We start from the raw sequence: 21,383 nt of genomic DNA on the forward strand, positions 1-21,383 counted from the left end.
TACCGGGATTTGCCTTCAGGTGCTAAATCCGGGCCGGTACGGAGTTGCCCGCGTCGCGGACCGCCCGCTGGACCGGAACCCGCGCGAGCAGGACAAAACCGATCACGAAGAAGGCAACAAGGGACCCGATCGCGTCCCGATAACTCCCGGTCAGCTGGTACGCGAGCCCGAACACCAGAGGCCCCACCCAGCTCATCCCGCGGTCGCTCATCTCGTATGCGGAGAAGTACTCGGCCTCCTTCCCGGCCGGTACGAGATGCGAGAACAGCGAGCGGGACAGCGCCTGGGTGCCGCCCAGGACGAGCCCGATCCCGGCGGCGAGCACGAAGAACCACGCGGGCGCCCCGGCGGGCAGGAAGTAGCCGGCCCCGATCGTCACCGTCCACGCCACCAGGGACCCGAGGATCGTGCGTTTGGCGCCGTACACGCGCGCGAGGCGGCCCATCGCGAGCGCTCCGGCCACCGCCAGGAGCTGCACGAGGAGCACCGCCACGATGAGCGTCGACTGGTCGAGCCCCAGCTCCTCGGAGCCGTACACGGAGGCCTGCGAGATCACCGTCTGCACGCCGTCGTTGTAGACGAGGTAGGCCAGGAGGAAGGAGAGCGTCAGCGGGTGGCGGCGCATGTCCTTCACCGTGGCCAGGAGCTGCCGCGGGCCGGAGGCCGTACCACCCGGCGTGGGCTCCGTGCGCCGGTCGCGCAGGCGGCGTAGCGGCACCACGGTGAACGCGCCCCACCACACGCCCGCCGACGCCAGGCAGATGCGTACCGCCGTCGACTCGGAGACCCCGAAGGTGTCGTGGGCCGTGTACAGCACCAGGTTCGCCAGGAGGACGAGGGCGCCCGAGGCGTAGCCGAAGGCCCAGCCGCGCGAGGAGACCGCGTCGCGCTCCTCCGGGGGCGCGATCTGCGGCAGGTACGAGTTGTAGAGCACCATCGAGACGGCGAGCGAGGAGTTCGCGACGACGAGGAGCAGGCCGCCCAGCAGATAGCGGTCGCCGTCCAGGAAGAACATCCCGGCCGTCGCCGCGGCGCCTATGTAGGCGCAGAGCGCGAGCAGCGGCTTCTTGCGGCCCGTACGGTCCGCCGCAGCGCCCGCGAGGGGCATCACGAAGATCGACAGGATCACCGAGAGGGAGACCGAGTACGCGAAGAACGAGCCCGCGCGGACCGGGATGCCCAGCGGGTGCACGAAGCCGTCCGGGTCGGCCGCCGCCTTCGCGACCGAGGTCAGGTACGGGCCCAGGAACACCGTCAGGACGCTGGTCGAATAGACCGAGCACGCCCAGTCGTAGAAGTACCAGCCGCGCTGCTCGCGTTTGCGCTCGGCGGGGGTCGACGCCCCCGGCGGCGTCTCCCGCGCGATCTCGGTGCCCACCCGTGTCCCCTTGCCGTCCCCGCCGTACGGCGCCGCGGGAGGGCGGTCAGACCCAGGTCCCCCGGTCCTTGAGGACGTCCCGCAGCGTCTCGATGTGATCGGAAACTATGCCATCGACCCCCAGGTCGAGAAGCCGCCGCATCTCCTTCTCGTCGTTCACCGTCCACACGTGGACCTGGAGCCCGCGCGCGTGGGCGGCCCGCACGAAGCGGTGGTCGACCACCCGGACCCGCCCGTGCGTCACCGGCACCTGGGCGCAGATCGCGGAGCGGCGCAGCGTCACCGGGATCCCGCACGAGCGAAGACGCAGGCCGAGTGCGCCCCGGGTGCCGTACGACGTGGCGAGGCGGGGGCCCGCGAGGGTCTGCGCGCGGGCGACGCGCGCCTCCGAGAAGGACCCGACGCAGACGCGGTCCCACGCGCGCGTGCGGCGCAGCAGGTCGAGGAGCGGTACGAGAGCGGGCTCCGCCTTGACGTCCACGTTCCAGCGCACGTCCGGGAACGACTCCAGCAACTCCTCGAAGAGCGGCACCGGTTCCGTGCCCGCCACGCGCGCGTGGCGCACTGCGGCCCACGGGAGGTCGGCGATCCTGCCGCCGCCGTCCGTGACCCGGTCCAGCGTGGCGTCGTGGAAGGCGACGAGGCGCCCGTCGGATGTCGCGTGCACATCGGTCTCGATGTAGCGGTAGCCGAGGTCCACCGCGCGGCGGAACGCGGTGACGGTGTTCTCCAGACCGTCTGCCGCCCCGCCCCGGTGGGCGAGGGCGAGCGGCCCCGGATGGTCGAGGTAGGGATGGCGTACGCGCGAGGTCACCGTCGCAGTATCGCCCGGCGCCATGTGCCGCCGGCGACCACCGTGGAACCTGCGGGCGACGCGGGGACGGCGAAGACGCGCAGGAAGAACTGCGCGAGCGGGCCGATCGCCAGGGCGTACAGGACCGTGCCGACGCCGATCGTGCCGCCGAGCAGGAAGCCGCTCGCCACGACGGCCACCTCGACGACCGTGCGCATGAGGCGGATCGAGCGGCCGGTGCGCTGGTGGAGCCCGGTCATGAGACCGTCGCGCGGGCCGGGGCCGAACTTCGCGGCGATGTAGAGGCCGGTCGCGGCGCCGTTGAGCACGATGCCGGCCAGCATCAACGGGATGCGCACTCCGTAGGAGTGCGCTTCGGGGACGGCCGCGAGCGTGCCGTCGATCGCGAGGCCCACCACGAAGACGTTCGAGACGGTGCCGAGGCCCGGCCGCTGCCGCAGCGGGATCCACAGGAGCAGCACGATCGCGCCCGCGATGATCGACACGACGCCGATGGAGATGCCCGTCAGCTCGGCGAGCCCCTGGTGCAGCACGCCCCAGGGCTCCAGGCCGAGGCCCGCCTCCACGAGGAGCGCCGAACTGGCGCCGTACAGCGCGAGTCCCGCGTAGAGCTGCACGAGGCGGCGGACGAGCGGGCCGCCGGGCGACGGAGCGGACGGTGACGCGGACAAGGTGAGCCCCTCTGTGGTGGTAGTGGCCTGACGCATGACACTCTGTGGCGTGGAATCGGATGCCAACCATGGCCAATCCGAGGAAGGTGGACTGGCTCGCATGGCCCAGTGGACTTCGGCGATCGGCTCGACCCAGCTCGCCCGGCTGCTCACCTCGCAGCAGCCGCGCCCCGCGGGCCCCGGCACCCGCCGCCCGCCCGCCTACCGCGCCCTCGCCGACGGCATCCGTCTGCTCGTCCTGGAGGGCCGCGTCCCGGTGGCCACGCGGCTGCCTGCCGAGCGCGAACTGGCCCAGGCGCTCTCGGTGAGCCGCACGACGGTCGCGGCCGCCTACGAGGCGCTGCGCGGCGAGGGCTTCCTGGAGTCCCGCAGGGGAGCGGGCAGCTGGACCGCCGTGCCCGCCGGGAACCCGCTGCCCGCGCGTGGCCTGGAGCCCCTGCCGCCCGAGGCCCTCGGCTCCATGATCGACCTCGGCACGGCGGCCCTGCCCGCCCCCGAACCGTGGCTGACCCGCGCCGTGCAGGGCGCCCTGGAGGAGCTGCCGCCGTACGCCCACACGCACGGCGACTACCCGGCGGGGCTGCCCGCGCTGCGCACCATGATCGCCGAGCGGTACACCGCGCACGGCATCCCGACCATGCCCGAACAGATCATGGTCACGACCGGCGCGATGGGCGCCATCGACGCGATCTGCCACCTCTTCGCGGGCCGCGGCGAACGCGTGGCGGTGGAATCACCCTCGTACGCCAACATCCTTCAACTGATGCGCGAGGCCGGCCTGCGGCTCGTGCCCGTCGCCATGGCCGACGGGCTTCAGGGGTGGGACCTCGATCGCTGGCGGCAGGTGCTGCGCGAGGCGGCGCCGCGGCTCGCCTACGTGGTCGCCGATTTCCACAATCCGACGGGCGCGCTTGCCGACGAGGAGCAGCGCCGCTCGCTGGTCGACTCCGCGCGCGCGGCGGGCACCGTCCTTGTGGTCGACGAGACGATGACCGAGCTGCACCTCGACGCGGGCCTCGACATGCCGCGCCGGGTCTGCGCGTTCGACCCCGCGGGCTCCACGGTGATCACGGTCGGCTCGGCCAGCAAGGCGTTCTGGGCGGGCATGCGGATCGGCTGGGTGCGGGCCGCGCCGGACGTCATCCGCAGCCTGGTCGCCGCGCGCGCGTACGCGGACCTCGGCACCCCGGTCCTGGAGCAGCTGGCGGTGAACTGGCTGCTGAACACCGGGGGGTGGGAGGAGGCCGTCGCGCTGCGGCGCGAGCAGGCGCGGGAGAACCGCGACGCGCTGGTGGGCGCCGTACGACGGGAGCTGCCCGACTGGGAGTTCGACGTGCCGAACGGGGGCCTCACCCTGTGGGTGAAGGCCGGCGGCCTGTCCGGATCTCGGCTCGCCGAGCTGGGCGAGCGGGTCGGGGTGCGCGTGCCTTCAGGGCCCCGCTTCGGCGTCGACGGCGCCTTCGAGGGGTATGTCCGGCTGCCGTTCACCGTGGGCGGCGCCGTGGCCGACGAGGCGGCGGCGCGGCTCGCGGCGGCGGCGCGGCTGGTGAGGGACGGTCAGGGCGCGGGCGGGGACGTGCCGCGCACCCTGATCGCGTAGGGGCCGGGACCGAGCGCGAGGTCAGCGCTTGGAGAGGGCCTCGGCCTCGTCGGGGACCGCCTCGACCGGCGTCTCCACCGTCGCGTCGGCCGGCGTGCTGCGCTCGGGGAGGAGCGCGACGACCGCCTGCCGGTGGGCCTCGCTCGTTGCGTCGTCGTACGGATCGGGCGTGGCGGGGACCTGGAGGCGGTGGACGGGGCCGTTGCCCAGGCGGGCGTAGCCGCGGCCCGCGGGGGTGTCGGCGGTGGGCGTCGTCTGCGGCACGGTGCCGAGCACGTCCCCCAGCTCCTCCGGAGCGGCGGGACCGAGCACCACGCGCGCGCGAGTGTGCTGGCGGACCGGGTCGATCAGGGCGTCGAGGCTGTCGAGCTGCTCGGCGACGACGACCGTCACACCGGCCGCCCGGCCGTGCCTGAGGGGCACCTGGAGCAGCGTCTGCGGGTCCTTGCGGCCGTCCGCGGCGGCGAGGTGGCCCAGGGCGCTGGGACGGTCCAGGAGGATCCACAGCGGGCGCTTGATGTCGTCCGGGGTGGGATGCCCGGCCTGGCGCGCCCGGTTCGCGGCGATCAGCCGCCGCTCCGTCTCGTGTGCCGCCCATTCGAGGCTGGTCAGCGCGCCGGCCAACCCGCACTCCACGGCGAGCACCCCGGAGCGGCCTACCAGACACGCGTAGTCGCCCGTCCCGCTGCCCTCGATGACCAGCACGTCGCCGTGCCGCAGGGCTTGCAGCGCCACGGAGCGCAGGAAGGTCGTCGTGCCGCTGCCCGGCTGCCCCGCGACCAGCAGATGCGGCTCGGTGGAGCGGACGCCGGTGCGCCACACGACGGGCGGCACGTCCCGCTCCTCCTCGCCCGCCGTGACCGGCAGCGTGCGCTGGACGCCGGTCCCGTCGGTGAAGCCGAGCACGGTCTCACCGGGCGAGGTCACGAAGGGCTGGGCCGCGATGTCCGTGGGCAGCGGGTCGAGCACGTTCACCGTCAGGTGGTTGCCCTCCTCGTCCCACGCGAAGTGGTACTCGCGGCCCCGGCCGAGCTTGGCGTGCAGCAGCTGCTCGATCCGGGCCCGCGACGCCGCCTCGCCGTCCGTGAAGTAGGCGGGGTAGCGGATGCCGATCCGGTCGACCCGGCCGTCGCCGTCGAAGTCGAACGTCTCGAACGCCTTCTCCCAGTCGCCCCCGTGCGCGTACAGCGGGCTCGGGTCCTCGGCCACGGAGAAGTACGGTACGAGCGCCTCGTAGAGGGACGAGAGGCGCTGTACCTGCGAATCGTCGGGGCCGGTCTGCTCCGGCGGCTTCGGATCGCGCCCCTTCCATGCGGCCGCCGCCATCAGGGTGATGAGCGCCAGCAGCGGACCGTACGGAATGAACACCACGACCAGGACGACGGCGGCCACCAGGAAGAGCAGCGTTCCGCGCCGCTCCTTGGGGGTGTCCGCCCACTTGTGCCGCCCGGCAGCGGCCAGGCGGCGCAGTCCACGGCTGACCGTGATGAGGGGGTGGAGTACGTCGGTGGCACCGTCGGCGGCCGTCCGAGCCATGTCCCGGCTCCGGGCGATCGTGGCGCTGCCGTTGCTCAGAATGCGGGGGAGTGGGCGCCTGGCCACGTCGTTCTCCTGATGGTGTGTGCGGGTGAGTGGTCCGTCAGAACTTGATCCCGCCGAGCAGGCTGGCGAGGCTCTGGCCGCCCGCCTTGATGCTCGGGGCGATGGCAGTGCCCGCCAAGTAGAAGCCGAAGAGGGCGCAGACCAGTGCGTGCGAGGCCTTCAGGCCGTCCTTGCGGAAGAACAAGAAGACGATGATGCCGAGCAGCACGACGCCCGAGATGGACAGGATCATGAGGGTTCTCCTGGTTGATGGGGACAGTCACCATGAGTTCTTCCAGGCTCACAGCATGTATCTATACGACAAAAGGTGCAAATGGGTGGAAATTTGTTGTTTTCACCCGTTCGCGAGGCGCTGCTGAGCCGCTCGAGCGTGCTGCCGGACGGTCGTCCGCACTCTCCGTGATCTTTGCCTCGGCGGGGTCGGGCCATGTGCCCGACCGGGCAGTACCCTGTCGATTCACTCGTACGGCTGCACAGCCGTACCGGCACGTATGAGAAAGGCGGTCCGCCCGATGAGCGAAGCCCCCGACCCGGAGGTCGTGGAGCTGGCCACCAAGATCTTCGATCTCGCGCGACGCGGCGAGACGGAGGCTCTGGCGGGCTATGTGGACGCCGGGGTTCCGGCGAATCTCACGAACGACCGGGGCGACACGCTCGTCATGCTCGCCGCCTACCACGGGCACGCGGAGGCGGTGCGCGCCCTCCTGGAGCGCGGCGCCGACGCCAACCTCGCCAACGACAAGGGCCAGACCCCGCTCGCGGGTGCCGTCTTCAAGGGCGCCGACGACGTGATCGGCGCGCTTCTCGAAGGCGGCGCCGACCCGGCCGCGGGGACCCCTTCGGCGGTCGACACGGCTCGGATGTTCGGCAAGACGGAGCTCGTCGACCTCTTCGGCGCCTCCTGACACACTAGCTCTGACCAGGCAAAACGGGGGTACGGGAAATGTGGTCGCGGTGTGCTCCGCCGCTGGGTCATGATGACGGCGTGATTTACGGACGCGAGGCCGGGGCAGGTGGTGCCCACGTGCAGAGCGGGCCGTGAACGGCCCGGTTCCGGGCCTTGGACGAGAGGCAGAGAAATGGGTAGCAGCAAGCAAGAGACGGCGGGCGCTCCGACGTGTTGTCGCGTGGCCAGGTAGGTGAGCATCCCGGTTGCGTCGACGCTTGATGTGAGGCTGTTTCCCATGTTCGAACCGGTCATAGCGCCCAGCGGTACGCTGCTCGGCCTGCTCCAGCGGGGCCGCGGCGACGGCACGCTGCACGCGCTGACGGCGCCGCGAGCCGAGGCGCTCGCGGCAATCAATCACTGTGTGCTGAGCGACCCCCGCCACGACTGGCAGGTGGAGAACCGCTCGCTGTACTACGCCCGGCTCTACGTCGACCTCCACGGCGAGCTCGACGAGATCGAGCGGCACCTCTTCGACCCCGAGGACCTCCTCGACACCGAGGAGTCGCGTACGGGCCTGGCGCTCGCGGTCCTCGGCCACCTCGCCTCCTACGGCAGGCGGGACGCCCTGGAGCTGCTGCGCAGGTACGCCGCCGTGGGCGGCAACTGGGCCTGGGCGCTCGACGAGCTGGCCCTGCGCGACGACGATGCGGGCCTGCGCGCGCTCGCCGAGCCGGTCCTCGCCCGCTTTCCGGCGGACGCCGAGGCGGAGCTCGCCGCCGTCGTGCGCGACGCCTTCGAGCCGCGACCCTGGCGCCTGTGGGCCGAGGATCCGCGGCCCCATGTGGGGGCACGCGTGCGTGCCGCGCAGGAAGCAGGCTCCTTCGACCGCTGGCAGCGCCAGATGCGGCCGGCCGGACCGCGCCCCGAGTGGAGCGTCCAGGCCGTCTTCGACTGGGCGCAGGAGGGCTTCGAGCGGGGCGCCGTCCTGTACGTGCCCGCCGCCCGCTGCCTGACCGCCGTGGCGGGTCCCGAGGACCACGCCGAGATCGTGCGGGCCGCGCAGGACGGGACCGACGGGGCCCGCTGCACCGCCCTTCGCTATCTCGCCGACATGCACGATCCGGCCGTGCTCGACCTCATCGAGGCAGCCGTGGAGGCGCCGTCCCGCGCCGTCGTGGACGCCGCGCTCGACGCCTTCGAGCGGATGCGCAGCGCCGCCGTCGTGCAGCGGGCCCGCCAGTGGGCCCCCCGGCCCGACGCGCTCGGCGCCGCCGCGGGCCGCATGCTCGCCTGCCGGGGCAGCGCACAGGACGGCGAACTCGTCCTCGCCTCCCTGCGGGAGGCGGTACGCGGCGAGGGCCCCGACGACCCCGCCCTCTGGCCGCTCGTCGACGGCGCGGGACGGCTCGGCATCGTCTGCGCCGCCCCCGTGCTCCGGCACATCTACCGCGAGACGGCCTCCTCCCACCTGCGCGGTCGCGCCGCCCGCGCGCTCGCCGCCACCGATCCCTCCTTCGCCGCCGGCTTCGCCGTCGAATGCCTGTGGGACTGCGAGGAGAGCACCCGCGAGGTCGCCGCGCGGCACGCCGAGACGGGTGACGCCCGCGTCGTCGACCAACTGCGCCGCCTCGCCGCCGACCCGGCCGAGGAGGACGAGGTGCAGACCGCCGTCCGCAGCCGTATCGGGCCGGACGCGACGGCCCTGTGACGCGCTGACGTACAGGAGGCGGCCCCCGTGGGAGGGGGCCGCCTCCTGCTGTTTCCCCGGACGTCGACGGGCGGCTGAAGCTCACGGACCGTTCCTCGCCAGGAAAGATCCACTTTGACGTGAGCACGTCCGGCGGGGCGACAAAGCCCGTATGCGTGTCGTCATCGTGACCGAGTCCTTCCCTCCCGACATCAACGGTGTGGCGCACTGCGCCCTACAGACCGCGCGGCACCTCGCCGCCCGCGGCCACGACCCCCTCGTCGTCGCACCCGCCACCCCCGCCGCTCCTGAGGCGGACACCGCGGCGCCCTGCCCCGTCGTCCGGGTGCCGTCCCTCCCGCTGCCCGGCTATCCGCAGGTCCGTGTCGCACTGCCGGGGCGCCGTCTCGCCCAGACGGTGGCCGCGCACCGGGCCGAACTCGTCCACCTGGCCAGCCCGTTCGTACTCGGCATGCGCGGCATGGCCGCCGCGACCCGGCTGCGCGTGCCCGCCGTGGCCGTCTACCAGACCGACCTGGCGGGCTACGCGCGCACCTACGTGGGGGCGGGGGAGAGCGCGGCCTGGCGGCGGATCCGCTCCGTGCACGCCGCCGCCGACCGGACGCTGGCGCCCTCCACCGCCGCGCGGCGCGACCTGGAGGCGCACGGGGTGCCGCGGGTGCGGCTGTGGCCGCGCGGGGTGGACGCCGTGCGGTTCCGGCCGGAGCGGCGCTGCGAGCGTCTCCGCGCCGACCTGGCGCCGCGCGGGGAACTGCTCGTCGGATACGTGGGGCGGCTCGCTCCGGAGAAGCACGTCGAGCTGCTCGCGCGGGTGTCCGGTCTGGAGGGGGTCCGGGTCGTCGTGGTGGGCGACGGGCCGAGCGAGGCGGCCCTGCGCGGCGCGCTGCCGGGCGCGGTCTTCCTGGGGCGGCGCACCGGCGACGAACTCGCCCGGGTCTTCGCCTCCTTGGACGTGTTCGCGCACACCGGTCCCTACGAAACGTTCTGCCAGACCGTGCAGGAGGCCATGGCCAGCGGGGTGCCGGTGATCGCCCCGGCGGCCGGCGGGCCGCTCGACCTCGTCGCGCACGGCAGGACCGGACTGCTCGTACCGCCCGGCGACGCGGAGGCGCTGCGCGACGCCGTGCGGGCGCTCGCCGCTGATCCCGGGCGGCGCGCCGCATACGGGAGTGCCGGTCGCGCCGCGGTGGCCGGGCGCGGCTGGGAGGCCGTGGGCGACCTCCTGGTCGAGCATTACGAGGATGTGCTGCACGCGCGGGCGGCCGGGGCGGGCGCGGTGGCGGCATGAGCGGGCGACTGCGGATCGTGCGGATCGCGAACTTCGTGGCACCCGCTTCCGGTGGGCTGCGGACCGCGCTGCGAGAGCTGGGCGCGGGGTACCTGGCGGCGGGGCACGAGCCGGTGCTGATCGTGCCGGGGGAGCGCCTCTCGGACACGGAGACGCCACAAGGGCGCGTCATTACGTTGCCGGGGGCGCCGCTCCCCGCGAGCGGCGGCTACCGCGTCCTGACCGACCGGCAGCGCGTGGCACGGGTGTTGGAGCGGTTGCGCCCCGACCGGCTTGAGGTGTCGGACCGTACGACCCTGCGCTGGACCGGTGAGTGGGCACGCCGCGCACGGGTGCCCGCCGTGATGGTGTCCCACGAGACCGCCCACGGAGTGCTGCGCACGTGGGGCCTGCCCGAGCGCGCCGCACGGCGCGCCGCCGACGTGCTCAACGTCCGCACGGCGCACGCCTACACGCGCGTGGTGTGCACCACGGAGTGGGCCGAGCGCGAGTTCGTGCGGATCGGCGCGCGCAACGTGGTGCGGGCCCCGCTCGGCGTCGACCTCGTGCGGTGCCGGCCGGGGGAGCACAGCAGGCAGGTGCGTGCGCGGTACGCGCGCGTGGACGAGGTGCTGCTCTTCATGTGCACACGACTGTCCGTGGAGAAGCGGCCGGGCATCGGCCTCGACGCGGTGGAGCGGCTGCGCCGGTCCGGCGTGCCCGCCCGGCTCGTCGTGGCGGGGGACGGGCCGTTGCGGCCCCGGCTCGAACAACGCGCGCGGGCACGGCGGTTGCAGGTCGACTTCCTCGGGCACGTCGCCGACCCGGCGGCGCTGGCCGCCCTCCAGGCCACGGCCGACGTGTGCCTGGCGCCGGGGCCCGCCGAGACCTTCGGGCTCGCCGCCCTCGAAGCGCTGGCCTGCGGAACACCGGTCGTCGTCAGCGCGTCCTCGGCGCTGCCCGAAGTGGTCGGCGGGGCCGGGGCGGTGGCCGAGGGCAGCGGCGCGGCGTTCGCGGCCGCCGTCCGGGACGTGCTCGGACGGCCCCTGTGGCAGCGCAGGGCGCGGGCACGCGCGCGTGCCGAGTGCTTCGGATGGGACACCGCCGTGGCCGCCTTCCTGGCGGCGCACGACGCGCCCGCCCTGCTGCCGCTCGGGGGCGCCGCATGAAGGCGCTCAGGTTCGCCGCCCTCGGCGATTCGCTCACCGAGGGCGTCGGCGATCCGGTCGGCGGCGGATGGCGGGGCTGGGCCGCGCTGCTCGCCGAGGGCCTGACGCCCGCCGAAGTACCCGTGGAGTTCCGCAACTTCGCGGCCGGCGGGGCGCAGACCTCCGACGTGCTCGCGCGGCAGCTGCCCCGTGCGCTGGAGTTCGCTCCCGACGTCGCGTCCGTGGTGGTCGGCGTCAACGACACCCTGCGCGCCGCTTTCGATGTCCAGGCCGTCGCCGCCCGCCTGGACGCCGCGTACGGGGCGCTCACCGGGCGGGGCGCCCTCCTGCTCACCGCCTGTCTGCCGGACCCCGGCAGCCTCTTGGGCCTGCCAGGAGCCCTGGCACGTCCTCTCGCGCGTCGCCAGCGCGCGGTCAACTCCGTGGTCCACGCCCTGTCCGAACGCCACGGAGCCGCCCATCTGCACGCCGCCGACGCCGACTGGGTGGCCGACCGCTCCCTGTGGAGCGCGGACCGGCTGCACCCCGGCGAACGGGGGCACCGCCGGTTCGCGGCCCGCTTCCACGCCGTGCTCGCCGCCACCGGGGAGGCGCGCGGCCCGGCGCCCGACGTCGAACCGGAACGGCCCGGGCCGACCCGCGCCGCGGGCCTGTGGTGGCTCGCCACGGCGGGCACCGGCTGGGTCGCGCGCCGCTGCGCCGACCTGCTGCCCCAGCTCCTGGCGCTCGCCGCGGACGAGGTGCGGCACGACCTGCGGGGCACCGGCTCCCGGCTCGACCTGCGGGCCTCGGCCGGTGTCGCGGCGGCGCTCGCCTCGGTCCCGGGTCTGGAGGTGCCGCTTCGGGGTTGCGATCATGTGACGGGAGCCGCGGGAGCGGCTCCGGGTACGAGCCAGCCGTGCGAGGTCTGCCCCTGACCGGTCTGCCCTGACCGGTCTGCCCTGACCGGGAGGCGGCCTCGCACCGCCTACGCACCATAGGAGTTGAGTCATGGCCCTCGACATCGCGGCCGTCCGCGCACAGATCCCCGCCCTGAAGTCGGGTACGGCCCGGTTCGACGCCCCGGGCGGCACCCAGACCCCCGCGCCGGTCATCGACGCCGTGGCCGCCGCGCTGAGCGGCCCCCTGGCGAACCGCGGACGGACCACGGAGGGCGAGCGCAACGCGGACGACATCGTCGCCGGGGCCCGCGAGGCGCTGGCCGACCTGCTCGGCACCACACCCGGGACCGTCGTGTTCGGGCGCAGCGCCACACAGCTCGTCTACGACCTGTCCCGGATGCTCGCCAAGACCTGGCGGCCCGGCGACGAGGTGGTCGTGACCCGGCTCGACCACGACTCCAACATCCGCCCGTGGATCCAGGCGGCCGAGGCGGCGGGCGCCACCGTACGGTGGGCCGACTTCGACCCGGAGACGGGGGAGCTGCGGCCCGAGCACCTTGAAGCGGTGCTCTCGGACCGCACCCGCCTGGTGGCCGTGACGGCCGCCTCCAACCTGATCGGCACGCGTCCCGACCTGCCGGCCCTGGCCGCCCTCACCCACGCGGCGGGCGGGCTGTTCCACGTGGACGCGGTGCACTACGCCTCGCACGCAGCGGTCGACCTGGCGGCGCTCGGCGCGGACACGCTGGTCTGCTCGCCGTACAAGTTCCTCGGCCCGCACCTGGGCGTCCTCACCGGCCGCGCCGAACTGCTCGACTCCTTGCGCCCCGACAAGCTGCTGCCGTCCAGTGACGCCGTGCCGGAGCGCTTCGAACTCGGCACCCTTCCCTACGAGTTGCTGGCCGGTGCGCGGGCCGCCGTGGACTTCCTCGCGGACCTGGGCGCGGGGGCGGGCGGCAGCCGCAGGGAGCGCCTCGTCGCCTCCTTCGCGGCCTTGGAGGAGCACGAGGACGCGCTGCGTCGGCGCATGGAGCAGGGGCTCGCGGATCTCGACGGCGTTACCCGCTACTCGCGCGCGCAGCGGCGCACCCCGACCCTCCTGTTCACCGTGGAGGGCCACAGCCCCGCCGAGATCTCCCGGCGGCTCGCCGACCACGGCATCGACGCCCCCGCCGGTTCCTTCTACGCGCTGGAGGCCTCCCGGCGGCTCGGCCTCGGGGACGCGGGCGGCGTCCGGGTGGGCCTCGCCCCGTACAGCAGCGCGGAGGACGTCGAGCGACTGCTCACGGCCCTGGAGGCGGTCGTGTCCTGAGGCGGTCGTGTCCTGAGAGGTTCGGGTCCTGAGACGTTCGGAGGCCTCGTTGAACGATCCGTCGATACCTACGTTGTCTCGTTCCCGGAACTGCGCTTGAATTCGGCCCGTGGCCATGGACGAACTCAACGCACTCGCGGACGACCGCGCGCTGCTGGGACGCACCAGCACCGCGGAGCGCGTCGCGGACATCCTGCGGAGCCGGATCGCGGAAGGCTACTTCCCGCCCGGGACGCGGCTGTCGGAGGACAGCATCGGGGGCGCCCTCGGGGTGTCGCGCAACACGCTCCGCGAGTCGTTCCGGCTGCTCACGCACGAGCGGCTGCTCGAACACCGGCTGAACCGCGGGGTCTTCGTCCGTGTCCTGAGCGTCGATGACGTCGAGGACATCTACCGGACCCGGCGCATGGTCGAGTGCGCCGTCGTGCGGTCCCTGGGAGATCCCCCGTACGCGCTCGACCGGGTCGCGGAGGCCGTCGCCGGCGGACACCGGGCGGCCGAGCTCCGCGAGTGGAAGAGCGTCTCGACCGCCAACATCCACTTCCACCGCGAACTCGTCGCCCTGGCCCGCAGCGAGCGCACCGACGAACTGATGCGCAGTGTCCTGGCCGAGCTGCGGCTCGCCTTCCACGTCGTGGACGATCCGCGGCGCCTCCACGAGCCGTACCTGGCGCGCAACCTGGAAATCGTGGAGATGCTGCGCGAGGGGCGCAGGGACACGGCCGAGACCCTGCTCGGCGAGTACCTCGACGACTCCCGCGAGGGGCTCGTCGAGGCCTACCGCCAGCGGATGCCGCAGGACGGATAGCGGCCGGCCGGGGCCCGTCGAGGGCGGGCCCGAAAGCCGTCGCATCTGCGCCGTTTCGACCGTTGTCAGACCCAGCGCATACCCTGTGCTCCGTGACTTCGCCTGCCAGCACGGAATCCGTTCCGCCCCAGCTCAGCGCGGGGCCGCGCCCCGCACCGGGCCCGGCCGCCGACGAGGGGCTCGCGCGGCGGCTCCGCGCGCTCGCGTGCACCGCGCCGCTGCACGACCTGGACGTGCGCAAGGCCAATCTCGCGGGCGAGTACTCGACGTACGGGATGGCGGAGGTGGCGCTGTCCGCCATCGACCTCGTCACCCTGAACATGGACTTCGACACGGGCGCCGACCACGAGCAGATAGTGGCCAGGCTCGTCCCGCGCATCGCGGCACAGGCACCGCAGCGGCCCGCCGCGGAGCACGAGCGGGTGGCCCGCTGGGTCCTGGAGAACCTGATCAACGTCGGCAGCGTGGACCGCGGCTTCCGCGCCGTGTACGGCACGTTCGCGCCGGACGGCTCCTACGTACGGCGTGATTACGACTTCAAGCTGATCGAGGAGGTCCCCGGCTACGGGGGCAGCGTCTACCTCCGCACGACGGACGAGGCGGTGAACGTGCTGGTCGGCGCCCTCGACACGGACGTCACCAGTGCGCAGATCGCCGCCGAGGTCAAGCTGGAGGTGCTGATCAGCCGCGGCCGCCTCGCGGACGCGCAGCTCGCCGCCGAGCAGGCCAGGTACCGGACCGTGCAGTACTCGGAGACGCTCCGCAAGGCCCTGGACGCGACGCGGCGCAATGTGCGCGCCGTGGACTGGCTGAAGGCCGTGCCCGACATGATCGCCGAGGCGCTCGACCACGTGGCGGACCGCTACCGGCACGAGAACGCGATCCTGACCAACATCCGCAAGGCGCGCGACGAGTCGGAGGACCAGGAGCACAAGCGTCGCGCCGCCGAGCTCGTCGACATCGTCAAGGACTGCATCCGACGGCACACGCTGTTGCAGTCCCGCCTCCTGGAGGCCGGACCGCTGTTCCGCGCCGAGCAGGACCGGCAGGCCTTCACGGCACCCTCCGCGCGCGCGGGCCTCGACCTGTACGGGCAGCTCGTCGCGCCACTGCTGCCGCTTCCGGTGGAGAGCGCGAGCAGGGTGACCGATGCGTTCTTCGCGCGCGGCACCGGGCTCCGTACGCCCGTGTCCGTCCGCGTCGGCGACCTGGTCGACATACTGCTCACGCCTCCCCAGGAGCGCGAGCACCTCGGCGCGGAGATGCCCGAGCCGGACCTCATCGCCACGCCGGACGACAGCCGGTTCAGCGACGAGCAGCTCGCGGGCGCCATGGAACTGCTCGACCTGCCGTCGGACGCGCCGCGCCGGCTGTCCGGGCTGCTCGCCGACGCCCGCAAGCGCGATGCCGAACTGCCGTACCTGGTCGCCCTGTTGGCGGTGCACGCCGCGAGCCCGCCGGTCGGCACCGCCTACCGCCAGGGCGAGGAGAAGCTGCTGTTCGCCGTGGACGACGGCACCGAGCTCGACGACCCGGAGTTCGGCGGCGCCGACCTCATCGTCGGCACGGCCCTGCTCGACGCGGTCGGCATGGCCACGGACCGGACGGAGGCCGCGTGATGCCGACCCACGGCCCCGTAGAGCACGCAGAGCACGCAGAACCCACGAAGGAGCACCACCCGTGACCGAGTACGCCGAAGAGCACGCCGAGCGGGGCGAGCCCGACGCTTCGGGCTCGGCCAGGGCCCAGGCGCCCGTCACCCCGGCCGACGCCGCGGACGCGGCCCGGCTCGTCTCCTTCGGCCTCCAGCCGAAGCTCCAGCCGTCCCGCGACCAGGAGTACGGCGAGCTGCTGCGCCGCTACCGTGAGGACCCGCCCTTCGCGCGGCTCGCCGACGCTGTCGCCACCGGGCTCGGCCTCGTCGTCCTGGAGGTGTCCCCGCGCGCGGGGATGGCCGTGACCGCAGCCGAGGACTCCGTGTTCGCGGTCCGCATGGGCGACTACGCGCGCAAGGCGGCCACCGACTCCACCGACCGCTTCCTGCACGGCCTCGCCCATCTCGCGGTCGCCGCGCTCGCCTTCCCGCGCCCCGAGGACCTCGCCGACGACGGCTACATCGGCCGCGTGAGCGTCAACGGCGTGGACGCCTTCGTCCGGCAGGCCTGCCGGAAGCTGGAGGAGCGGGCCGAGGAGACCGGCGAGAACACCGACCCGGCCACCGGGGCCCCCGGGCTCGAAGCCGCCTGGCGGATCTGGGCGCGGCGCAGCTCCACGGGAGCCACCAAGGACACGCGCCGACTCGCCAGTTCGACGACCGGCATCGTCGGCAAGGCCGTCGCCTTCCTCACCGACTCCGGCTTCTTGCAGAGAACCGGCGACGACTCGGGCGGCACGTACCGCACCACCGCCCGCTACCAGCTCCAGGTCCGCGACATGGCCGGCACGGCCGCGATGGCCGAACTCCTCGAGCTGGGCGTCGTCCCCGTCACCGACGGGTCCGCGAGCCTGGTGCCGCCGATGGACGAGGAAGCCGCCGAGCTCGCCGCCGACGCGGGCCTGCCGTTCCACTCCTGATCTTTTCGAACTTCCGTACCTACCACGAGAGTCCGCCATGTACGAGCTGTCCCGGGTTCGCCTCTACTCCATCGGGCCCGCCGGTGCGCGCTACGCCGACACCGTGCTTGACCTGCGCGGAGTCGGCGAGCCCGTGCCCGACCCCGCGCCCACCCAGGCGGAGTTCTTCGAGGACGAGCCCGTCGGCCCGCCGCGCCGCCCCGCGCCGGCCGGTGTGCTCTTCCTGGAGAACGGCGGCGGCAAGTCGGTCCTGCTCAAGCTGATCTTCTCGGTCATGCTGCCCGGCCACCGGAACACGCTGGGCGGCGCCAGCTCCGGCGTGCTGCGCAAGTTCCTCCTCGCCGACGACTGCGGACACGTCGCCCTGGAGTGGCAGCACACGCTCACCGGCGAGTGCGTCGTCGTCGGCAAGGTCAGCGAGTGGCGCGGGCGCCAGGTCTCCAACGACCCCCGGAAGTTCGCCGAGGCCTGGTACTCCTTCCGGCCGGGCCCCGGTCTGAGCCTCGACTCGCTGCCGGTCGCCGAGTCCAGCGCCGTACGTCCCGCCGCCGAGGGCGCCTCGGGCGCGCGGGGGCGGCGCCGCACCATGAAGGGCTTCCGCGACGCGCTGATGGAGGCGGTCAAGGTCTACCCGCACCTCGAGGTGCACTGGGAGGAGATCCACGACCGGTGGAACGAGCACCTCGGTGACCTGGGCCTCGACCCCGAACTCTTCCGCTACCAGCGGGAGATGAACGCGGACGAGGGCGAGGCCGCGGGCCTCTTCGCCGTCAAGAAGGACTCCGACTTCACCGACCTGCTGCTGCGCGCCGTCACCGACACGCGGGACACGGACGGCCTCGCCGACCTGGTGAGCGGGTTCGGGAACAAGCTGGGACGGCGCGCCGAGCTGATCGCCGAGCGCGACTTCACCGCGGGCTCCGTCGACCTGCTCACCCGCATCGTGGAGGCCGCCGACACGCGGGCACGCGCGCGGGACATCCACGCCGCGGCCGAGCGCCGCACGCGCACGCTCGCCCGCCGTCTGTCGGCCCGCGCCGCCGTCGAGCGCGGCCGCACCGGGGAGCTGGCCCAGCAGGTCACCGCCGCCGCGCACACCGTCACCGAAGCGGAGTCGGCGCGCGAGCGCAGCTCCCTGATCGCCGCCGAACTCGCCTACCGGCACGCCTCCTTGGCGCTCGCCGGCGCCGAGAAGGCCGCCGCGGCACAGAAGCGCGAGCTGGCCGACGCGCGCAACCTCCACGCCGCCTGGCAGGCCGCCGAGGCCGTCCTGCGCCACCGCGCCGCCGCGGACCGCTCCGCGCGCGTGGCCGTCGCCATCCGCGAGGCCGAGCGCGACGCCGCTCCCGCGCTCGCGGCCCGCGCCAAGGCCGCGGCCGAGCTCGTGCGGGCGCTGCACGGCGCCGCCGAGCAGGCCGAGGCCCACGCGAACGAGGGGGAGGAGCGCTCGGCCGTCCTCCAGGAGGCGGGCGAGACCGCGCACCGCGACGCCACGGCTGCCGCCACCGAGGCGCAGCGCGCCCGCAGTGAACTCGGGCACCTGCGCCAGCGGTTGACCGAGGTCGAGCAGGAGACCGCCGAGGCCGTGCGCGCCGGGTGGATCGACGACAGCGCGCCCGACGCCGACCCGGCACGCGCCGCGCTGGCCGCGGCCGACGCGGAGAAGACCACCGTTGCCGCGTGGGACACCGCGCGCGAGGCGGCCCGCCGGGCCTCCGAGCACGCGCGCGAGGCCGCTTCCGTCGAGGCGCGCGCCGAGCTGACGGCGGCCCGCGCCGCCGACGCCGCGAGCGCGGCGGAGCAGGCGTACCAGGCGGAGGAGCGGGCGGCCGCCGCCCTCGCAGGTGAGGAACGGCTCGCCGAACTGCTCGGTGCGGGCGGGCTGCCCGCCGCCTCCGAGGCCGGGGAATCCGGCGGAGCCGCGCAGGACGCCGCCGCGTCCGAGGGCGCGCTGACCGCCGAGGACCTCGACCGTGCCGCCGACGACCTGAAGACGCTGCTCGACGACACCGTGGCGTCCGCCGAGCGGCAGCTGTTCGAACTGCGCACGGCCGCAGCCGACGACTCCCGGATCCTGGGCGCCCTCGGTGACGGCGGCCTGCTCCCGCCGGGCCCCGACGTGCTGGCCACCGTCGAGTTTCTCGGCGAGCACGGCATCCCGGCGCTGCCCGGCTGGCGCTACCTCGCCCAGTCCGTCGATCCGACCGACCACGCGCGCGTGCTCGCCGCCCGGCCCGAGCTGGTCGACGGCGTCGTGATCACCGACTCGGCGGCCCATGAGCGGGCCCGGGCGGCGCTCGCCGGGGCGGCCCTGCTGCCCCGCTCCGCCGTCGCCGTGGGCACCGCCGCCGCGCTGCTCGCCCCGACCCCGGCCGAGAACGCGTCGGACGGGGACGTCTTCCTCGTACCGCCGAACCCGGCGATGCACGACGAGCACGCCGCCGACGAGGAGCGGCAGGCGCTGCGTGAACGCGCGGCCCGGCGCGACGAGGAGATCCGGGCGCTCGCCGCGCGCCTCGCCAAGGACCGCGAACTGGCGGCGCGGCTCACCTCCTGGCGCTCCGGCTGCCCCACGGGCCGCCTTGCCGAACTCGCCGCCGTGGCCCGCGAGGCCCGCGCGTTCGCCGAGGAGTCCGAGGCCGAGCTCGCCGAGGCGCGCACCGTGCGCGCCGAGGCCGACGAGTCCGCCGCGGAGGCGACCCGTGTGCGCGACGAGCGGCAGGAGGCGGCGCAGAAGGCCCGCCGCGCCGCAGATGCGCTCGCCGGGCTCGCGTTCCGCCTGCGCGAGCGCGCCGGCTGGCAGGCGAAGGTCCGCGAACTCGCCGACGAGGCCGTCGAGTCGGAGGCCCGCGCCCAGTCCTGCCTGGAGCACGCGCGTTCGGCCGACGAGGACCGCCGGGCCGCCCAGCGCTCCGCCGACGACGCCCGGCGCACGGCCCGCACGCTGCGCGCCGAGCGCGCCGAGATCGCGGGCGCCCCCGACGAGATGCCGGAAGGCGCGCCTCCGCAGGCCTCGCTGCCCGCGCTGCGCGAGGCCTACCGGGCCGCGTCCCAGGTCTACGAGAAGGTGGGCGTCGGTGCCGACCTGCGGGCCGAGCAGGCCCGTGCCGAGTCCGACGAATCGGCGGCACTCGCCGAACTGGACCGGCTCAGCAACAAGGTGCGCACCCGCGCCGCCACCCTCCTGGAGACCTCCGAAGGCGCCGACGGGCCTTCCCGGCAGGCCGCCGCCGCCCGCGCCGAGGAACTCGTCCAGCTCCTGGAGACCCGCGCCTCCACCGCGAGCGAGCAGCTCGGCCGGCTGCGCGGCGAGGCCGAGCGGCACGCGCCCGAGGAAGGCGAAGCGCACACCGAACTGCCCGAGGACCTCGTCCCGTCCGACACCGAGCACGCGCAGACCTTGCTGCGGACGGCCACCACCGAACTCGCCGTCCGGACCGACGCGTTGAGCACCGCCCGTGCCGCCCACGCGGAGCTCCTCGACGCGCACCGTGCCGCCGAGGACGGGGCCGGCGGCTTCGACGAGACGGCCGCGCTCCTGCGCGACCTGCTGCGCGATCACGCGGACCCGTCCGACGAGCAGGACGAGACCGAGTCCTACCCCGGCGCCCTGGAGGAGGCCCGCCAGGCCGCGGCCGAGACCCGGCGCTCCCTGCGCGGCTGCGCCGCCGACCTGTCCGCCGCCGAGGCCGCCGTCCGAGAGGCAAGCGACATCCTCGTACGGCACGCGAACTCGACGCGCTACGAGCAGGTGCGCACGCCCGCCCGCCAGCAGATTCGCGAACTGCCCGCCTCCGCCCTGCCCGAGCACGCGCAGAAGTGGGCCGACGCGTTCGCGCCCCGGCTGCGCGTCCTCACCGACGAGCTGGTCCAGCTGGAGCGCAACCGCGACTCGATCGTGGACCGGCTGCGCGGCCTCGTGGAGTCCTCGCTCGCCACGCTGCGGTCCGCCCAGCGCCTGTCCCGGCTGCCGGAGGGGCTCGGCGAGTGGTCAGGACAGGAGTTCCTGCGGATCCGCTTCGAGGAGCCCGACCAGGCCACACTGATCGAGCGGCTCGGCGAGGTCATCGACGAGGCGACCAGCGCGGCCGTGAAGAAGAACTCCGACCTGCGCCGCGACGGAATGTCCCTGCTGCTGCGCGGCGTCAGCGCGGCCCTCCAGCCCAAGGGCGTCGCCGTCGAGATCCTCAAGCCGGACGCGGTGCTGCGCGCCGAGCGCGTCCCGGTCGGACAGATGGGCGATGTGTTCTCCGGCGGTCAGCTGCTCACCGCCGCCATCGCCCTGTACTGCACGATGGCCGCGCTGCGCTCCAACGACCGGGGCCGCGACAAGCACCGGCACGCGGGCACGCTGTTCCTCGACAACCCGATCGGCCGCGCCAATGCCACGTACCTGCTGGAACTCCAGCGAGCGGTGTCCGACGCACTGGGCGTCCAGCTTCTCTACACCACCGGCCTGTTCGACACGACGGCACTCGCCGAGTTCCCCCTCGTGATCCGGATGCGCAACGACGCGGACCTTCGGGCCGGCCTGAAATACATCAGCGTGGAGGAGCACCTGCGTCCGGGGCTGCCGCAGCAGGATCCCGAGGGGGAGACGGTGCACGGCGAGATCACGGCCACGCGGATGTACAAGCGGCCTGCCGAAGGCTGACGCCGGAGCGCGCGGCGGGGCGGCGGCTGCCCGGGCGGCGGGCGCTTGCCCCTGCG

Annotated in this window: 16 protein-coding genes; 11 read left to right on the forward strand and 5 right to left on the reverse strand. The window is 74.2% G+C overall.

Going from position 1 to position 21,383, the window contains the following annotated elements; translation table 11 throughout:
• Positions 1-22: 22 nt before the first annotated feature.
• The 3 genes from ACNYS0_RS33330 to yczE are packed head-to-tail and all read right to left on the reverse strand — an operon-like array spanning position 23 to position 2,899.
• The gene (locus ACNYS0_RS33330) at positions 23-1,378 is read right to left on the reverse strand and encodes an MFS transporter (RefSeq protein WP_422406050.1); all 1,356 of its coding nucleotides are present in this window, start codon (positions 1,376-1,378) and stop codon (positions 23-25) included.
• A gap of 46 nt (positions 1,379-1,424) precedes the next feature.
• On the reverse strand, positions 1,425-2,192 hold the full coding sequence (locus ACNYS0_RS33335) for a glycerophosphodiester phosphodiesterase family protein (protein ID WP_422478929.1): 768 nt from the start codon (positions 2,190-2,192) through the stop codon (positions 1,425-1,427).
• Complete coding sequence (gene yczE / locus ACNYS0_RS33340) at positions 2,189-2,899, reverse strand: membrane protein YczE (RefSeq protein WP_422478931.1); 711 nt, start codon at positions 2,897-2,899, stop codon at positions 2,189-2,191. The genes ACNYS0_RS33335 and yczE overlap by 4 nt, the downstream gene beginning before the upstream one ends.
• Positions 2,900-2,963: 64 nt before the next feature.
• On the opposite strand from yczE, the gene ACNYS0_RS33345 reads away from it, so the two are divergent.
• Positions 2,964-4,463, forward strand: a complete 1,500-nt coding sequence (locus tag ACNYS0_RS33345) for an SCO1417 family PLP biosynthesis transcription factor (RefSeq protein ID WP_422478933.1) — start codon at positions 2,964-2,966, stop codon at positions 4,461-4,463.
• A 21-nt stretch (positions 4,464-4,484) separates the two neighbouring features.
• Here the strand turns inward: ACNYS0_RS33345 and ACNYS0_RS33350 are convergent, their stop codons facing one another.
• Positions 4,485-6,065, reverse strand: a complete 1,581-nt coding sequence (locus tag ACNYS0_RS33350; protein WP_422406046.1) for a DEAD/DEAH box helicase family protein — start codon at positions 6,063-6,065, stop codon at positions 4,485-4,487.
• 37 nt (positions 6,066-6,102) lie between these two features.
• Positions 6,103-6,297: a hypothetical protein gene (locus ACNYS0_RS33355; protein WP_266598445.1), complete on the reverse strand. Its 195-nt coding sequence runs from the start codon at positions 6,295-6,297 to the stop codon at positions 6,103-6,105.
• Between the two features lie 280 nt (positions 6,298-6,577).
• On the opposite strand from ACNYS0_RS33355, the gene ACNYS0_RS33360 reads away from it, so the two are divergent.
• The 10 genes from ACNYS0_RS33360 to ACNYS0_RS33405 all read left to right on the forward strand — a co-directional run bounded on the left by ACNYS0_RS33360 (position 6,578) and on the right by ACNYS0_RS33405 (position 21,327).
• Positions 6,578-6,970, forward strand: coding sequence for an ankyrin repeat domain-containing protein (locus tag ACNYS0_RS33360; RefSeq protein WP_422478935.1), 393 nt, complete (start codon positions 6,578-6,580; stop codon positions 6,968-6,970).
• A gap of 279 nt (positions 6,971-7,249) precedes the next feature.
• Entirely contained in the window at positions 7,250-8,662 is a 1,413-nt protein-coding gene (locus ACNYS0_RS33365; RefSeq protein ID WP_422478937.1) for a HEAT repeat domain-containing protein, read from the forward strand.
• Positions 8,663-8,813: 151 nt separating this feature from the next.
• Positions 8,814-9,950: a glycosyltransferase family 4 protein gene (locus ACNYS0_RS33370; protein ID WP_422478939.1), complete on the forward strand. Its 1,137-nt coding sequence runs from the start codon at positions 8,814-8,816 to the stop codon at positions 9,948-9,950.
• Positions 9,947-11,098: a glycosyltransferase gene (locus ACNYS0_RS33375; RefSeq protein WP_422478941.1), complete on the forward strand. Its 1,152-nt coding sequence runs from the start codon at positions 9,947-9,949 to the stop codon at positions 11,096-11,098. The genes ACNYS0_RS33370 and ACNYS0_RS33375 overlap by 4 nt, the downstream gene beginning before the upstream one ends.
• Positions 11,095-12,015 carry an SGNH/GDSL hydrolase family protein gene (locus tag ACNYS0_RS33380; protein ID WP_422478943.1) on the forward strand — a complete coding sequence of 307 codons (921 nt, stop codon included), beginning with the start codon at positions 11,095-11,097 and terminating at the stop codon, positions 12,013-12,015. The genes ACNYS0_RS33375 and ACNYS0_RS33380 overlap by 4 nt, the downstream gene beginning before the upstream one ends.
• Positions 12,016-12,088: 73 nt before the next feature.
• Positions 12,089-13,291, forward strand: a complete 1,203-nt coding sequence (locus tag ACNYS0_RS33385; protein ID WP_422478945.1) for a cysteine desulfurase-like protein — start codon at positions 12,089-12,091, stop codon at positions 13,289-13,291.
• Positions 13,292-13,406: 115 nt separating this feature from the next.
• Positions 13,407-14,099, forward strand: a complete 693-nt coding sequence (locus ACNYS0_RS33390; protein ID WP_422482845.1) for a GntR family transcriptional regulator — start codon at positions 13,407-13,409, stop codon at positions 14,097-14,099.
• A 92-nt stretch (positions 14,100-14,191) separates the two neighbouring features.
• Positions 14,192-15,718 (forward strand): hypothetical protein, encoded by a 1,527-nt coding sequence (locus tag ACNYS0_RS33395; protein WP_422478947.1) that lies wholly within the window; start codon positions 14,192-14,194, stop codon positions 15,716-15,718.
• A gap of 61 nt (positions 15,719-15,779) precedes the next feature.
• Entirely contained in the window at positions 15,780-16,673 is an 894-nt protein-coding gene (locus ACNYS0_RS33400) for a hypothetical protein (protein ID WP_422478949.1), read from the forward strand.
• Between the two features lie 37 nt (positions 16,674-16,710).
• Positions 16,711-21,327, forward strand: coding sequence for a coiled-coil domain-containing protein (locus tag ACNYS0_RS33405; RefSeq protein ID WP_422478951.1), 4,617 nt, complete (start codon positions 16,711-16,713; stop codon positions 21,325-21,327).
• The last annotated feature ends 56 nt before the right edge of the window (positions 21,328-21,383 follow it).

Origin of the sequence: Streptomyces anthophorae (genome assembly GCF_049310305.1) — a bacterium.
Taxonomy (GTDB): Bacteria; Actinomycetota; Actinomycetes; order Streptomycetales; family Streptomycetaceae; genus Streptomyces.

Coding starts and splice junctions, on each gene's coding strand:
- ACNYS0_RS33355 (WP_266598445.1), bottom strand. CDS start 6,297: ATGATCCTGTCCATCTCGGGCGTCGTGCTGCTCGGCATCATCGTCTTC.
- ACNYS0_RS33375 (WP_422478941.1), top strand. CDS start 9,947: ATGAGCGGGCGACTGCGGATCGTGCGGATCGCGAACTTCGTGGCACCC.
- ACNYS0_RS33370 (WP_422478939.1), top strand. CDS start 8,814: ATGCGTGTCGTCATCGTGACCGAGTCCTTCCCTCCCGACATCAACGGT.
- ACNYS0_RS33380 (WP_422478943.1), top strand. CDS start 11,095: ATGAAGGCGCTCAGGTTCGCCGCCCTCGGCGATTCGCTCACCGAGGGC.
- ACNYS0_RS33405 (WP_422478951.1), top strand. CDS start 16,711: ATGTACGAGCTGTCCCGGGTTCGCCTCTACTCCATCGGGCCCGCCGGT.
- ACNYS0_RS33345 (WP_422478933.1), top strand. CDS start 2,964: ATGGCCCAGTGGACTTCGGCGATCGGCTCGACCCAGCTCGCCCGGCTG.
- yczE (WP_422478931.1), bottom strand. CDS start 2,899: ATGCGTCAGGCCACTACCACCACAGAGGGGCTCACCTTGTCCGCGTCA.
- ACNYS0_RS33390 (WP_422482845.1), top strand. CDS start 13,407: ATGGACGAACTCAACGCACTCGCGGACGACCGCGCGCTGCTGGGACGC.
- ACNYS0_RS33365 (WP_422478937.1), top strand. CDS start 7,250: ATGTTCGAACCGGTCATAGCGCCCAGCGGTACGCTGCTCGGCCTGCTC.
- ACNYS0_RS33385 (WP_422478945.1), top strand. CDS start 12,089: ATGGCCCTCGACATCGCGGCCGTCCGCGCACAGATCCCCGCCCTGAAG.
- ACNYS0_RS33360 (WP_422478935.1), top strand. CDS start 6,578: ATGAGCGAAGCCCCCGACCCGGAGGTCGTGGAGCTGGCCACCAAGATC.